This is a genomic window from Pedobacter lithocola (assembly GCF_042650845.1).
In the GTDB taxonomy this organism is placed as follows: Bacteria; Bacteroidota; Bacteroidia; order Sphingobacteriales; family Sphingobacteriaceae; genus Pedobacter; species Pedobacter lithocola.
The window spans coordinates 460,878-474,565 of sequence record NZ_JBHSBW010000011.1; the positions used below are offsets into that span (position 1 = coordinate 460,878).

The following is a 13,688-nucleotide window of genomic DNA, read 5'->3' on the forward strand; positions in this document are numbered from 1 at the left end:
AATCATATCGCCTAAAAAACATCAATAATTAATCGCTGAATTAAATTCTTATAACATTTTTGTTAATTAATGTTAATGTATGCTTAAACTATAAAATTAGTTTTATATTCACGGCATAAACCTATCTCCATCTATGAAGAAACTAATGCTCTCACTGTGCTTTTTATTTTTTTGTATTATTTCAGCAAAAGCACAGAATTTACATGCCATTAAGGGGCGTGTAATTGATACCACCTCAACAACCATTTTGGGCGGAACTTCTATCGCTGTTTTAAACGCAAAAGATTCTACCATGGTTAAATTTACTCGGGCAGCCGAGAATGGAACATTTGAAATTAATAATGTTCGCAACGGCAAGTATATATTACTGGTGTCTTATCCAAAATATGCAGACTTTGTCGATTTTTTCACGTTGGATTCAACCAAAAAAGATCTCGATTACGGCAAAATAAGCTTGACAGGTAAAGTGCAGCTACTTGCTGATGTTATTATTAAGGGTAATCGTGCCGCTATAAAAATTAAGGGTGATACTACCGAATTCGATCCTTTAGCATACAATATTGAACCAAATTCTAAAGTTGAGGATTTGATAAAACAATTTCCAGGAATAGAAATTGATAAAGACGGTAAAATAACTGCTCAAGGGCAAAAAAATGTTAAGGTTTTGGTAGATGGTGAAGAGTTTTTCGGCGATGACCCTACATTGGTAACCAAAAACATTCGGGCTGATATGGTTGATAAAGTACAGCTATATGATAAAAAGAGCGACCAAGCAACGTTTACAGGTATTGATGATGGTGAAAAAACCAAAACCTTAAACATCAAACTTAAAGAAGATGCTAAGAATGGCTTTTTTGGTAAAGCTGTTGCAGGCGTAGGTACAGATGGATATTACCAGGGGCAGATTTTATACAACAAGTTTACAGGTAAAAAGAAGTTTTCGGCCTATGGAATTTTAGGTAATAATGGTCAGGTTGGATTAAATTGGGAAGACAGTCAGAAATTAGGCGCATCTGGTGGCACCACAGTTAGTGATGATGGTGGAATTTATTTTACCGGAAGTGGTGATGAGTTTGAAGGATGGGGCGGTCAATACAATGGACAAGGAATTCCAATAGCTAGGTCAGGTGGTTTGCATTTCGACAACAAATGGAATAGTGATAAAGAAACCATCAATACAAATTATAAAATAGGTTCGTTAAAAGTTGTGGGTGATAGAAATACAATAAGTCAAAATAACCTTGCTACAGGAATTATAAATAATACGTCGAACCAAACGTATGACAATGATATATTTCGTCAGAAATTGGATGCTATGTATGAAATAAAGTTAGATACCACGCTGACTTTAAAAATAAATGTAGATGGAACCATCAAAAATAGTAATACATATAATGATTACGCAACTTTAAGTACACGAGGAGATAATAGCTTGTTAAATACGAGCTCTCGAACCTTAACCAATGAGGGTGATGATAAAATATTTAATATAAATGCATTTCTTACTAAAAAATTAAAGAAAAAAGGACGAACACTATCGCTCAATCTAAGTCAATCCGTTACGGATAGTAAAACTGAAGGATATTTAAACTCTTCAAATAGTTTCTATAATATTGCTGGTATTTTAGATAGTATAGCAAATGTTAATCAATATAAAGTTAATGACATTACAAACAATGTTTTTAAATCAAATATTGCTTATACCGAACCATTATCGAAAACGCTTACAGTAGTATTAAATTATGGTTTAAATTTAATTACTGGTAGGTCTGACAGAAAATCATTTAATCAATCTATCCCAGGAAGGTATGATATTCTTGATACACAGTTTAGTAATGATTATCAGCTGGATCAAACCGTAAACCAGGGTGGTGCTATATTTAATTATAAGAAAGGTAAAACAGTTATTAATGTAGGTTCTAAATTTAGTGGTGTAAGTTTTAAACAGGAAGATCTTTATAATAATAAGACTTACGATAGAAACTTTGTTAATTATATGCCACAGGCTATGTACCAATATAATTTTTCTCAACAAAAATCATTCAGGTTAAATTATAATGGTAATACCAATCAACCCTCTTTAGAGCAAATTCAACCAATTAGAGTAAATACAGATCCGTTAAATATTACATTAGGTAATCCTGATCTAAGGCCTTCATTCAGAAGCAGTATTAATGCAAGCTATAACTCATACAAAGTAATAAGCAGCCAGTCTATATATATTAGTGGTTACTTTAGTTTTACTTCAAATCCTATTGTAAGCAATGTTTTTACAGATGCTGCAGGCAAAAGTACCTTTCAAGCGGTTAATATTTCAGATAAAATGCCTTCTAACTTTAGTATATACTCCAGCTTTGGAAGGAAAATTAAGGGGATTGATATTAATACTGGTTTAGGCTTTAATATGAATGGTAATACCTCTTATAACTATATTAATACTGTGCTAAATCAAACTAAAAATATGACTTATAGCCCAACAATAAATTTCTCGAAATATAAAGATGGTAAATACAACTTTTATTTATATGCTGGTCCAAGCTATACTACAACCGAAGCCTCTGTTCAACAGGCTTTTAATAGTAATGGATGGGGAGCACAGGGCTATTTCTCTGGTTCGATTAAATTGCCGGGTAAATTCGAAATCAATTCTGATGGAGAATATACTTACAGAGGAAAGACGCAGGCATTTAATGAATCGTTTAATCAGTTCTTATGGAATGCAACTGTAGCAAAAAAATTCTTTAAAGCACAAAATCTTAAAGCGTCGGTAACAGGTTTCGACCTTTTAAATCAAAACCAAGGATTTGAACGTTCAGCATCAAACGGGAACATTACACAAAGTAGTTATGCAACAATAAGAAGATATTTTATGTTCTCGCTAAGCTGGGATTTTACTAAAATGGGCGGCGCCGCTAAAACTCAAAAATAAACACTATGAAAACAGCATTAAAACTTACCATTGTTCTGGCAACTATCTTTGTAGCTAATAGTTGTTTTGGGCAAAATGTACATTTTATTAAGAATGGCGTAATCGAATTTGAAAAAAGATCAAATATGTACGCACTTATTAAGAAGAAAATAAATAAGAATAACGAAAGTTACATGCAGCAGGCTTTTGAAGCATATAAAAAGAATAATCCTCAGTTTAAGGCCGCTAAAAGCACATTACGATTTAATAGCGATAAAGCCATGTATAAATTCGATGATGATACTGCACCTATTTCTAATAATTGGTTAAATAACAATCCTATCGCCGATTTAAAAAATGTAATTGCTACAGATTTTAAAACGGAAACAAGCGTAACTCAGAAACCTGTGTACGAAGCAACTTATCTGGTAAAGGATAGCGTTCGTAAAATTAACTGGAAAATTACAGATGAAACTCGTGATATTGCAGGTTATGAATGTAGGAGAGCGAATGCTATTATTATGGATTCGGTTTATGTAGTGGCTTATTATTGTAACCAAATCGCAGTTTCGGGTGGACCAGAATCTTTTACTGGCTTACCGGGCATGATATTAGGATTAGCGTTGCCACACGACAATATAACATGGTTCGCAACGAAAGTTACAGAAATAGCCGTTCCCGAAAAAGAATTAATACCACCAACAAAAGGGAAACCAATAGATAATGCTGGACTTAAAAAGGTATTAATATCTGTATTTAAAGATGAAGGCGATTATGCTCAGCCATATTTGAAGGCTTTTTCACTTTAGTAAATAGATAGGTTTATCAAAGGATAAATTTAATCTCTTGTTTCAAAAATTTGCGTGTCTTTTGTGGTAAAATTTACTCCACAAAAGACACATTATAAATAAACAAATTAATATCTGCTCAAGAAATCATTATACGCTAAAGCTATTCCTTCTTTCAATTCGATTTGATGCTTCCAACCTAAATTATGCAGTTTAGTAACATCCATTAGTTTACGTGGTGTGCCATCCGGTTTGCTCGAATCAAAAACCAATTCACCTTCAAAACCTAAAACATCTTTAATTAATAAGGCTAAATCTTTAATGGTTAAATCATGTCCAACACCAATATTAATCAGGTTTGGTTCGTTGTAATTTTGCATCAAAAAATAACAGGCATCAGCTAAATCATCAGCAAATAAAAACTCACGCATTGGAGCACCCGAACCCCAAACAGTAACCTGTTTTTCGTCATTAATTTTAGCCTCGTGTACTTTGCGGATTAAAGCCGGTAAAACGTGCGAATTTTGCGGATGATAGTTATCGTTATATCCATACAAATTGGTAGGCATTACAGATATAAAATTACAACCATACTGGTCGCGATATGCGTCGCACATTTTTATGCCTGCAATTTTGGCGATTGCATAAGGTTCATTGGTTTCTTCTAAAGCGCCTGTTAAAAGGTAATCTTCCTTTAAAGGTTGAGGTGCCAATTTCGGATAAATACAACTCGAACCTAAAAACATTAATTTTTTAACGCCTGTTAAATAAGCGTTGTGAATTACATTGTTTTGAATGGCAAGGTTTTCGAAAAGAAAATCGGCACGATAAGTATTATTTGCAATTATGCCACCAACTTTTGCTGCTGCTAAAAAAACATAATCGGGTTTTTCGGCAGAAAAAAAATCTGTTACAGCTTGCTGATTACGCAAATCTAATTCGGCTGAGGTTTTTGTTAAAAGATTAGTGTATCCTTCTTTTTGCAGCTTACGATAAATGGCTGAACCAACCATGCCTCGGTGACCCGCAACATATATTTTAGCACTTTTTTCCAATGAGAATTTTTTAAAATTTCACCAAAAATACAATGAATTACCAATAATGCTTCAATTACGGTCAAGAAAAACAAATCGATAAATAATTAAATCTTATTTTTGCTGAAAAAAAACTTTTGGGTAAAGATAAACTTAGGCGTTTTGCAGAAATAGAAACCTTTGCAAACGTGTTTCAATTAGAAGAAGGAAAACCATTACAAGGTAAATGGGCTGTTGAACATTTTAGAAATGACAATCCTGTTGTGTTGGAATTGGCTTGTGGAAAAGGTGAATATTCTGTTAACCTCGCAACGTTATTTCCTGAGAAAAACTTTATTGGCATTGATTATAAAGGCAATCGCATTTGGAGAGGAGCTAAAACCGCAATTGAAGATGGGTTAACGAATGTTGCATTTCTTAGGATTCAAATTGAAAATTTAATGGATTATTTTGCCAAAGCTGAGATTGATGAAATTTGGATAACCTTTCCTGATCCTCAACCACAAATTAGCAGAGAAAAGAAACGTTTAACATTCCCAGCCTTCCTGAATAAATATAAACATATTTTAAAGCCAGGCGGTAAAATCAACCTTAAAACCGATAACGATCAGCTTTATGCTTACACCTGCGAAAAGGTAGAAGAACTTGGATTGAAAGTTCATAAAAACACCGACAAATTGTATGCTTCAGAATTTGCTGATGAGGTTTTATCCATTAAAACATATTACGAAAAGAAGTATTTATTACACGATAAAAACATCAATTACATTCAATTTTCGTTTCAATAGTGGATAAGAATTTTTACGAACAGGTTTATGAAATTGCCCGGCTAATTCCAAAAGGAAGGGTAAGCTCTTATGGTGCAATTGCGAAAAGTTTAGGGGCTGCCAAATCATCGAGAATGGTTGGTCATGCAATGCGTTACGCAGGCACAGCACATCCACCTGTCCCGGCACATCGGGTTGTAAATAGTTCAGGTTTGCTAACAGGTAAGTTTCATTTTGAAACACCAGAAACAATGGAAATGCTTTTGGCCGCCGAAGGTGTTGAAGTTAAAAATGATAAAGTGGTAAATTTCAAGGTGGTGTTTTGGAATCCTATGGACGAAATAAATCTTTAAACAATCTTAACAATTCAATCACTCAAAAATCATTCATTAATAATAAATTATGGGCAAGTTAGTAGAAGAATTTAATGGCTATCGCGAAAAAATGAACGATAGAATTATGGATACGACAAATACCAATATAAAGCGTTTTTTTGCTTTGGATACCACATCATATGCAGATGGCGCTTTAGATGTGAAAACTAAAGAGATGCTTGGCTTGGTAGCTTCTATGGTTTTGCGTTGTGATGATTGTATAAAATACCATTTAGGTAAATGTCATGATGCCGGTGTAAACAGTGATGAAATGAACGAAATATTTATGATAGCCAATTTAGTAGGTGGTAGTATCGTAATACCACATTACAGAAGAGCTGTTGAATATTGGGATGAACTAAATGAGGGATAGTAATGATGTATGCAAAATTCAAAACCACTTAATCTCCTCCATCATCTTAAAATCCTTTAATTCTTCTAATTCTGGTTATACTTTCTCACCATCTCTGTAACCTCTTTACTATTCAGTGCGGTATTGGCTTCAACCTCAGCTTTTAAATTGGGGTTGTCGCCTAGTTTTTGTAGCAGGATAGTTCTAACCTCAGCTTTTCTAGTATCGTCGGTTATTGCCTTAATGGGTATTTCCTGTAGCGGGCCAGCACCTGGCTTTTCTATAAAATATCGCACTATTGGTGCGCCAGCTGGTCGGTTGTCGTAATTTCTTCCACCGCCAATACTTATCCCGCCACCTAAACCCATTCCACTTCCGTAGCCACCAGTTCCTGTGCCAATTCCAACTGAAGGACTAAACCTAACTCGTTTTTGTTTTTGTACAGGCATTAACGTTTCACCGCCAAATGCATAAAGGTTCACTTTACCCATTTCTAAAACCTTTACAAAACGATACTCTAAATTTTTACCCGTTGCAAAACCTTTGCTTAGATATGTATTTCCATTCCAAAAGAAATTTTTGATGTCTTTAGCAGGTAAAATCACATCCGTTTCATCATTTGCTTTTATCAAAACAGAAAAATAATCTGTGCCTTTTATGGTTCCGCGAATTACATCATCATCGTTTTTAACAATAAAATCTTGAGCAGAAACATGCTGAAAACCAAAGAAAAATAATGTGACTAAAAAAAATAAATTCCTCATAAGTAAATCAATATTTAGGATAACGCAATTTTAAGGCTTTTGGCACATCAATCCTAAAATACATGCGATATAGTTTCCTTAGATTATTAACTTTGAATAAATTTCAGTGAAATCACTACGCTGTGAAATCACTTAAACTGTGTAACCACATGAACAATAAAAAACTCTTTCTTCTGGATGGGATGGCGCTTATGTACAGGGCTCATTTTGCATTAAGTAAAAACCCTCGCTTTACGTCAACAGGAATCAATACTTCGGCTGTAATGGGCTTTACCAATACATTGCTCGATGTAATTAAGAAAGAAAAGCCAACACATATTGCCGTAGTTTTTGATACAGATGCACCAACAGAAAGGCATACATCATTCGAAGCATACAAAGCACATCGGCAGGCAATGCCCGAAGATTTAGCTGCGGCAATGCCTTATGTTATTAAGTTGATTACTGGTTTTAATATTCCTGTAATTACTTCTGATGGTTATGAGGCTGATGATATTATTGGTACACTGGCCAAAAAAGCAGAGCAAAAGGGTTATCAGGTTTATTGTATGACGCCCGACAAGGATTTTGCGCAACTGGTTTCAGAGAACATCTTTATTTACAAGCCTGCTCGTATGGGTAACGACATGGAAATATTAGGCGTTAAAGAAATTCTTGCAAAATGGGAAATTGAAAACGTATTACAGGTTATTGATATTTTAGGTTTATGGGGCGATGCTGTTGATAATATTCCGGGTATTCCGGGCATAGGTGAAAAAACTGCGAAGCTTTTAATTAAGCAGTATGGCTCGATGGAAAATATCATTGCCCATTCGCACGAGTTAAAAGGAAAACAACGAGAAAATGTAGAAAATTTTTCCGAACAAGGATTAATCTCTAAAAAGCTTGCTACTATTTTGTTGGATGTTCCAGTAGAGTTGGATGAGGAGAGTTTAGAACTGTGCGACCCAAGCAAAGATTTATTAGAGCCGCTGTTTACCGAGTTAGAATTTAGAACTTTAGGTCGCCGAGTTTTTGGAGATGAATTTTCCGTTACCACAGCGAAATTTCAGGAAGGCACACAAACCGATATGTTTGGCAACCAGTTTGGCGAAACTGTTCAATATACCAACACGCTCGAAGAGGAAGAACCTGTTGAGAAACTTCCGGCTAGAACGATAGAAAATACAGAACACAATTATCAGCTGGTTGAAACAGCAGAACAACGAGCCGATTTAATTAAACTATTGCTTACGCAGGATAGAATATCATTTGATACGGAAACAACCGGTACAGATGCAAATATGGCAGAGCTGGTTGGTTTATCGTTTTGTATAAAACCAGGCGAAGGTTATTATATTCCCGTTTCGCCAGTAAGAGACGAAGCCCAATTGATTGTTGATGAATTTAGGGTTGTACTGGAAAATGAAAAGATTGAAAAAATAGGGCAAAACACCAAGTATGATATTTTAGTATTTAAATGGTATGGTGTGCAGGTAAAGGGGAAACTTTTTGATACCATGTTGGCGCATTATCTTATCGATCCTGATACCAGACACGGAATGGATGTGCTATCGGAAAACTATCTTGGATATTCACCAATTTCCATTACAAAGCTAATTGGTCCGAAGGGTAAAAACCAAGGAACGATGCGTGATGTTCCTGTTATTGATGTGGTTGATTATGCAGCCGAAGATGCTGATGTGACTTTGCAACTAGCCCACATTTTCGAGCCTAAATTAAAAGAATTAAATGCCGCTAAACTTGCTGAAGAAGTAGAAAATCCACTGGTTTATGTGTTAGCAGATATTGAAAAAGAAGGTGTAAGAATTGATATGGAAACGCTAAGGGCGTATTCAAAAGAATTGGAGAAAGACATCATCAAATTTGAGCAGAATGTTTACGACAAAGCCGGAATTAAATTTAATCTGGCATCGCCAAAACAGCTTGGTGAGGTTTTGTTTGATAAATTACAACTAGATCCAAAAGCTAAAAAAACTAAAACCGGGCAATACCAAACCGGTGAAGATGTTTTAACGGCATTGGCCGGGAAAAGTGATATTGTAAAAGATATTTTAGATTTCAGGCAGTTACAGAAACTAAAATCAACTTATGTTGATGCGTTGCCATTAATGGTTAATCCTAAAACTGGTCGTGTTCATACTTCTTACAATCAAGCAGTTGCTGCTACAGGGCGATTAAGCTCTAACAATCCTAACCTTCAAAACATTCCAATCCGTACCGAAAGAGGTAGGGAAGTTCGGAAGGCTTTTATCGCCAGAGATGAAAATCATATTTTATTATCGGCCGATTATTCTCAAATAGAATTACGAATTATTGCAGAAATCAGTAAAGAAGAAAACATGCTCGATGCTTTTAGCAAAGGTATCGATATTCACACCGCTACTGCAGCAAAAGTTTACGGCATAAGTATAGAAGATGTTGACAGTACCCAACGAAGAAATGCGAAAGCCGTAAATTTCGGAATTATTTATGGTCAGTCGGCTTTTGGTTTATCACAAAATTTAGGCATTCCACGTAAAGAAGCAGCAGATATTATTGAACAATATTTCACCCAATATCCAGGTATTAAAAGGTACATGAGCGATACCATGAACTTTGCTCGTGAAAACGGATTTGTAGAAACGATTATGGGTAGAAGGCGCTATTTACGGGATATTAATTCGGCCAACCAAACCGTTCGTGGGTTTGCAGAACGAAATGCGATTAACGCACCAATACAAGGTTCTGCCGCAGATATGATTAAAATTGCAATGATTAACATTCACAGGGAAATGAAAGCACAAAACCTGCAATCAACCATGACTATGCAAGTGCATGATGAGTTGGTTTTTGACGTATTAAAATCTGAAAAGGATGTTATGAAAGCTATCATACAAGATAAAATGACTAATGCAATTAAGTTAACTGTACCAATTGTTGTAGAAATTGGCGAAGGCGAAAATTGGTTAGCCGCACACTAATTATGAAATATCTGCTCTCTATTTTTTTTGGTTTTATAACCATAACCAGCTTTGCTCAAAAAAGCGATACACTTTACAGCTATACCAACATTGGTGGTAGAGAAGTTAAAAAGGACAAGGCTGCTAATATTTATAAAATTTACAAACGTGATGATTCTACATGGATAAGAACGACTTCTAATCAAAACCTTGATTTATTAAAAAAGGAAACTTTTATCGATTCTAAGCTGAAAGTTTTAAATGGTAACTACCAGGAATATATTAAAGGAAAGGTTGTTTTAGACGGAGCATATTTAAAAGGAAATAAAACTGATTTGTGGATAAGATATGATTCATTAGGTAGAGTTTTAGAATCGGAAACATATCAGATAAATATGCTAAATGGCCCATACACTTCGTATTGGCCCACTGGTAAAGTTATGGAAACTGGTAGTTACGTTAATGGTAAACTTGTTGGCGACTGGAAACTTTACAACGAAACAGGCGAATTAAAATCGGTTAAAAATTTTAATAATGGCATGTTAATCCAGCGAGATAAAAGTCAAATTCAGTTGGTTGACTTAACACCGCCCGTCTTTCCTGGGGGAATACAAGAATTTTATAAATATTTAGGTAGAAATATAAGGTACCCTAAGGAAGCATTTAATGCGCATATTGCTGGCAAGGTTTATTTTATGATTACTATTGATAAAGAAGGCAAACCTAAGGACTTCAAAATTATTTCCTCTCCTGGATATATGCTATCTGATGAAGCAAAACGTGTTATGCTAAATTCGCCAATATGGATTCCAGGAACTGAAGCGGGCAAGCCCGTAGATATGAAACAAACGTTGAACATAAATTTCACCTTGAACTAATTCAAAATAAAAATTATTCCTATCTTCATTAAAACTTCATCCCGATTAATCAATTTTATATCAACAAATAAACGAGTAAAACAAAAAATTAAAAAGTATGAAAAAGTTATTGAGTTTAATCGCAATTGCAGCATTTGGTTTAACTACCGCATTTGCTCAAACACCAGCAACATCTACTGCACCAGCAAAAAGAGTTGTTAAAAAAGAAGTAAAAACCACAGTTGCGCCAGTAAAAGCAGGAGTAAAACAAGAAGCCAAAAAAGTTGAAACTAAAACAACTACAACGGCAGCAAAATTGAAAGCAGATGGAACGCCTGATATGCGTTTTAAAGATAATAAGACAAAAGCAGTAACAAAAGTAGTTGGTCCAACTAAAAAAGACGGAACAGCTGATATGCGTTATAAAGCAAACAAAGCTGCTGCTAAAAAGAATTAGTTTTAGGTTTATAATTTGAGCGTCCCGATTTTACATCGGGACGCTTTTTTATTTTATAGTATTATTGTTTCGCCGATTTTAGGCAATAGAAGTGTTTTGTTTTCGCGTTGAAATTTTGCAATTGCATCATCCATATCTATACTTATTGGCGGAAAAGTATTATAATGCACTCCGATAATCTTATCACAATCAATGTAATTTGATGCAATAACCGCATCATCTACGTCCATTGTATAATGCCCGCCGATTGGTAAGATGGCATAGTCTAAATTGTGTAATTCTGCCAATAATTTCATTTCTACAGTTAGTGCAGTATCTCCGGCAAAGTAAATTTGTTTTCCACTCAGGTTTAATACAAAACCAGCTGGGTTTCCACCATAGCTTCCATCTGGGTTAGAACTGCTGTGTACAGCCCAAACGGTACGAAGTTTACCAAAACCTAAATCTTGAGTTCCAAAATTAATATCGGTTACTTTATCAACTCCTTGTTCTTTAATCCATTTTGCCACTTCAACCATTGCAATTACTTCGGCTCCGGTTTGCTTGGCGATTTCAACCAAATCGGCAACATGGTCGCCATGACCATGGCTTACCAAAATATAATCAGCCTCTATCTTTGTTATATCTATATCCTTTGCTAAAGGATTGTGTGTTATAAATGGATCGAAAAGGAATTTTTTGCCGTCTGCTTCAATCAAAAAGCAAGATTGACCGTAATATGTAAATTTCATGATGATACCTTTAATTTCTTATTTGAATAATTCTATTGTCCAAACATACCACCTAAACCACCAAGCATGTCGTTAGTAGCCGCTTGCATTTCTGTGGCGCTTACTTGTTCTGCACTTGCTAAAGCTTTATTAATTGCTGTAAGTAGTAATTCTTCCAGCTCTTCTTTATCAGCAGTTTTTAAAAATTCTTCGTCAATTGCAACTGCAGTAATGGCTTTATTTGCTGTCGCGGTAATTCTGATTGCACCGTTTTCTACTTCACCAAATACAGAAATGGTATCTAAGCGTTTTTTAATTTCTTCGGCTTTTTGTTGCGCCGCTAATAATTTATCGAACATAGTATTTGCTGTTTTTAATATAAAACGAAATTAGGGCAAAATGTTTTTAGGATTTGTTTTTATGACAAACTATTCAATTTTTTTACAATAATGATTGATGTTAGAATTTAATCTTCATCGCTACCAGGTAAACTACCATTTCCATGATAAGCACCTTTACGAATGATTGGCATATTAAAGTGTTTGTATAAATCATCAAGATGCATTAAGCTACCATTGGTTAAATTTCCAAGGAAGATAATAACGATGTTTTTATCCAAATCGCGAACGTAAATGTGGCGAAAGCCGTGCCACCAACCTGTATGATACACTACCTTATCCATTTTTTCACCTTCAAAAGTTCGCCAACCGTAACCGTAATTAAAATGACCATTTACAGGTTTGTTATGGCCTTTATATGCAGAATCTAAACTTTTTTTGGTTAACAATCTGCCATTTTTCAAATATTTATCAAACAACACCAAATCGTGTACTGTACTGTAAATTCCTTTGTCGCCAACCGGGCCATCTAAAAAATTTTGTGCAACAGAATAACGCCAAGTACGATCGTGGCCTACAACATCTACCGGAACTTTTTCATATTCGGTTGTGCTGTACACATGCGTATGCTTTAAACCAGCAGGTTTAAATACATGCTCCATCATGTATTGCGAATAGCGCTGACCAGTTACTTTTTCGATAATCGCACCTAAAACCATAAAATTGGAGTTGTTGTAATGAAAGCGGTTGTCAGGCTTTGTATATGGATTAGGTTTTTTTTCGGCAATTACGTCCATCACTTGCTGGTTGGTAACACCTTTTTTCATGTTTCGTTTTTCCTTTCTCCAAATATCGTCGATAAAGTAAACGTAGTTCATCATGCCGCTGCGGTGTGTTAACAAAAGCTTTACGGTAATACCGTCATATGGAAAATTAGGGAAGAATTTTTTCACATTATCATTTAACGATAATTTTCCTGCTTCTACCAATTGAATTATGGCTGTTCCGGTAAAGGTTTTGGTGATGGATGCAAGTTCAAATTCCGAGTTTATTTTTAAACTATCTCGGTGTAGATAATCTGCCCAGCCAATTGCTTTTTGATAAAGGATTTTGCCATCTTTAGCAACCAGCATATTTCCGTTAAAACCATATTTTTTGTGGAGGTTATCTACAAAATCGGCAATCCATTTATCGCCCTTTTCAGGGTTATAAACCAATAGTAAACTATCAGCTTTATCATCTTCTTTTACTCTTATTTTGGCATCTTCAGCTTTCTTTTCTTCAGTTTTTTTACTGTTGCAAGCGGTTAAGATTGTTAATGATAGCGCAAAGGCTGATATTATATACTTAAAATTCATTTATTCGGGCAGACTAAATTTAAAACCCGAAAATTAAAG

At 35.0% G+C, this 13,688-nt stretch carries 13 protein-coding genes; 8 read left to right on the forward strand and 5 right to left on the reverse strand.

What is annotated here, in order from left to right:
- The first annotated feature begins 133 nt into the window (after nucleotides 1-133).
- Together ACFOWA_RS12365 and ACFOWA_RS12370 are read left to right on the forward strand one after the other, a co-directional pair.
- Nucleotides 134-2,929 carry an outer membrane beta-barrel family protein gene (locus ACFOWA_RS12365; protein WP_378985557.1) on the forward strand — a complete coding sequence of 932 codons (2,796 nt, stop codon included), beginning with the start codon at nucleotides 134-136 and terminating at the stop codon, nucleotides 2,927-2,929.
- Nucleotides 2,930-2,934: 5 nt separating this feature from the next.
- Nucleotides 2,935-3,717 (forward strand): GLPGLI family protein, encoded by a 783-nt coding sequence (locus ACFOWA_RS12370; RefSeq protein WP_378985559.1) that lies wholly within the window; start codon nucleotides 2,935-2,937, stop codon nucleotides 3,715-3,717.
- 107 nt (nucleotides 3,718-3,824) lie between these two features.
- Here ACFOWA_RS12370 and fcl read toward each other — a convergent pair whose 3' ends face one another.
- Nucleotides 3,825-4,751: a GDP-L-fucose synthase gene (gene fcl / locus ACFOWA_RS12375; protein WP_378985561.1), complete on the reverse strand. Its 927-nt coding sequence runs from the start codon at nucleotides 4,749-4,751 to the stop codon at nucleotides 3,825-3,827.
- 116 nt (nucleotides 4,752-4,867) lie between these two features.
- Between fcl and trmB the strand changes: the two genes are divergently transcribed.
- From trmB to ACFOWA_RS12390, 3 genes are read left to right on the forward strand one after another with little or no spacing between them, the layout of a single operon-like run.
- On the forward strand, nucleotides 4,868-5,518 hold the full coding sequence (gene trmB, locus ACFOWA_RS12380) for a tRNA (guanosine(46)-N7)-methyltransferase TrmB (protein ID WP_378985563.1): 651 nt from the start codon (nucleotides 4,868-4,870) through the stop codon (nucleotides 5,516-5,518).
- On the forward strand, nucleotides 5,518-5,850 hold the full coding sequence (locus ACFOWA_RS12385) for an MGMT family protein (RefSeq protein ID WP_378985564.1): 333 nt from the start codon (nucleotides 5,518-5,520) through the stop codon (nucleotides 5,848-5,850). The genes trmB and ACFOWA_RS12385 overlap by 1 nt, the downstream gene beginning before the upstream one ends.
- A gap of 49 nt (nucleotides 5,851-5,899) precedes the next feature.
- Complete coding sequence (locus ACFOWA_RS12390) at nucleotides 5,900-6,244, forward strand: carboxymuconolactone decarboxylase family protein (protein ID WP_378985566.1); 345 nt, start codon at nucleotides 5,900-5,902, stop codon at nucleotides 6,242-6,244.
- Nucleotides 6,245-6,309: 65 nt separating this feature from the next.
- Here ACFOWA_RS12390 and ACFOWA_RS12395 read toward each other — a convergent pair whose 3' ends face one another.
- A complete protein-coding gene (locus tag ACFOWA_RS12395) occupies nucleotides 6,310-6,987 on the reverse strand; it encodes a hypothetical protein (protein ID WP_378985568.1) in 678 nt (225 codons plus the stop codon).
- A gap of 149 nt (nucleotides 6,988-7,136) precedes the next feature.
- Between ACFOWA_RS12395 and polA the strand changes: the two genes are divergently transcribed.
- From polA to ACFOWA_RS12410, 3 genes are all read left to right on the forward strand, one after another.
- Nucleotides 7,137-9,950: a DNA polymerase I gene (gene polA / locus ACFOWA_RS12400; protein WP_378985570.1), complete on the forward strand. Its 2,814-nt coding sequence runs from the start codon at nucleotides 7,137-7,139 to the stop codon at nucleotides 9,948-9,950.
- A gap of 2 nt (nucleotides 9,951-9,952) precedes the next feature.
- The gene (locus ACFOWA_RS12405; protein WP_378985572.1) at nucleotides 9,953-10,807 is read left to right on the forward strand and encodes an energy transducer TonB; all 855 of its coding nucleotides are present in this window, start codon (nucleotides 9,953-9,955) and stop codon (nucleotides 10,805-10,807) included.
- A gap of 97 nt (nucleotides 10,808-10,904) precedes the next feature.
- On the forward strand, nucleotides 10,905-11,243 hold the full coding sequence (locus tag ACFOWA_RS12410; protein ID WP_378985574.1) for a hypothetical protein: 339 nt from the start codon (nucleotides 10,905-10,907) through the stop codon (nucleotides 11,241-11,243).
- Nucleotides 11,244-11,296: 53 nt separating this feature from the next.
- Here ACFOWA_RS12410 and ACFOWA_RS12415 read toward each other — a convergent pair whose 3' ends face one another.
- From ACFOWA_RS12415 to ACFOWA_RS12425, 3 genes are all read right to left on the reverse strand, one after another.
- The gene (locus ACFOWA_RS12415) at nucleotides 11,297-11,974 is read right to left on the reverse strand and encodes a metal-dependent hydrolase (protein WP_378985576.1); all 678 of its coding nucleotides are present in this window, start codon (nucleotides 11,972-11,974) and stop codon (nucleotides 11,297-11,299) included.
- Between the two features lie 32 nt (nucleotides 11,975-12,006).
- Complete coding sequence (locus ACFOWA_RS12420; RefSeq protein WP_378985578.1) at nucleotides 12,007-12,312, reverse strand: YbaB/EbfC family nucleoid-associated protein; 306 nt, start codon at nucleotides 12,310-12,312, stop codon at nucleotides 12,007-12,009.
- A gap of 107 nt (nucleotides 12,313-12,419) precedes the next feature.
- On the reverse strand, nucleotides 12,420-13,649 hold the full coding sequence (locus ACFOWA_RS12425) for a serine hydrolase domain-containing protein (RefSeq protein ID WP_378985580.1): 1,230 nt from the start codon (nucleotides 13,647-13,649) through the stop codon (nucleotides 12,420-12,422).
- Nucleotides 13,650-13,688 lie beyond the last annotated feature (39 nt).

What these genes read in the sequence shown, in the direction of transcription:
- ACFOWA_RS12365 (WP_378985557.1), top strand. Translation starts at nt 134, where the DNA reads ATGAAGAAACTAATGCTCTCACTGTGCTTTTTATTTTTTTGTATTATT.
- ACFOWA_RS12370 (WP_378985559.1), top strand. Translation starts at nt 2,935, where the DNA reads ATGAAAACAGCATTAAAACTTACCATTGTTCTGGCAACTATCTTTGTA.
- ACFOWA_RS12390 (WP_378985566.1), top strand. Translation starts at nt 5,900, where the DNA reads ATGGGCAAGTTAGTAGAAGAATTTAATGGCTATCGCGAAAAAATGAAC.
- ACFOWA_RS12395 (WP_378985568.1), bottom strand. Translation starts at nt 6,987, where the DNA reads ATGAGGAATTTATTTTTTTTAGTCACATTATTTTTCTTTGGTTTTCAG.
- polA (WP_378985570.1), top strand. Translation starts at nt 7,137, where the DNA reads ATGAACAATAAAAAACTCTTTCTTCTGGATGGGATGGCGCTTATGTAC.
- ACFOWA_RS12405 (WP_378985572.1), top strand. Translation starts at nt 9,953, where the DNA reads ATGAAATATCTGCTCTCTATTTTTTTTGGTTTTATAACCATAACCAGC.
- ACFOWA_RS12410 (WP_378985574.1), top strand. Translation starts at nt 10,905, where the DNA reads ATGAAAAAGTTATTGAGTTTAATCGCAATTGCAGCATTTGGTTTAACT.
- ACFOWA_RS12415 (WP_378985576.1), bottom strand. Translation starts at nt 11,974, where the DNA reads ATGAAATTTACATATTACGGTCAATCTTGCTTTTTGATTGAAGCAGAC.
- ACFOWA_RS12420 (WP_378985578.1), bottom strand. Translation starts at nt 12,312, where the DNA reads ATGTTCGATAAATTATTAGCGGCGCAACAAAAAGCCGAAGAAATTAAA.
- ACFOWA_RS12425 (WP_378985580.1), bottom strand. Translation starts at nt 13,649, where the DNA reads ATGAATTTTAAGTATATAATATCAGCCTTTGCGCTATCATTAACAATC.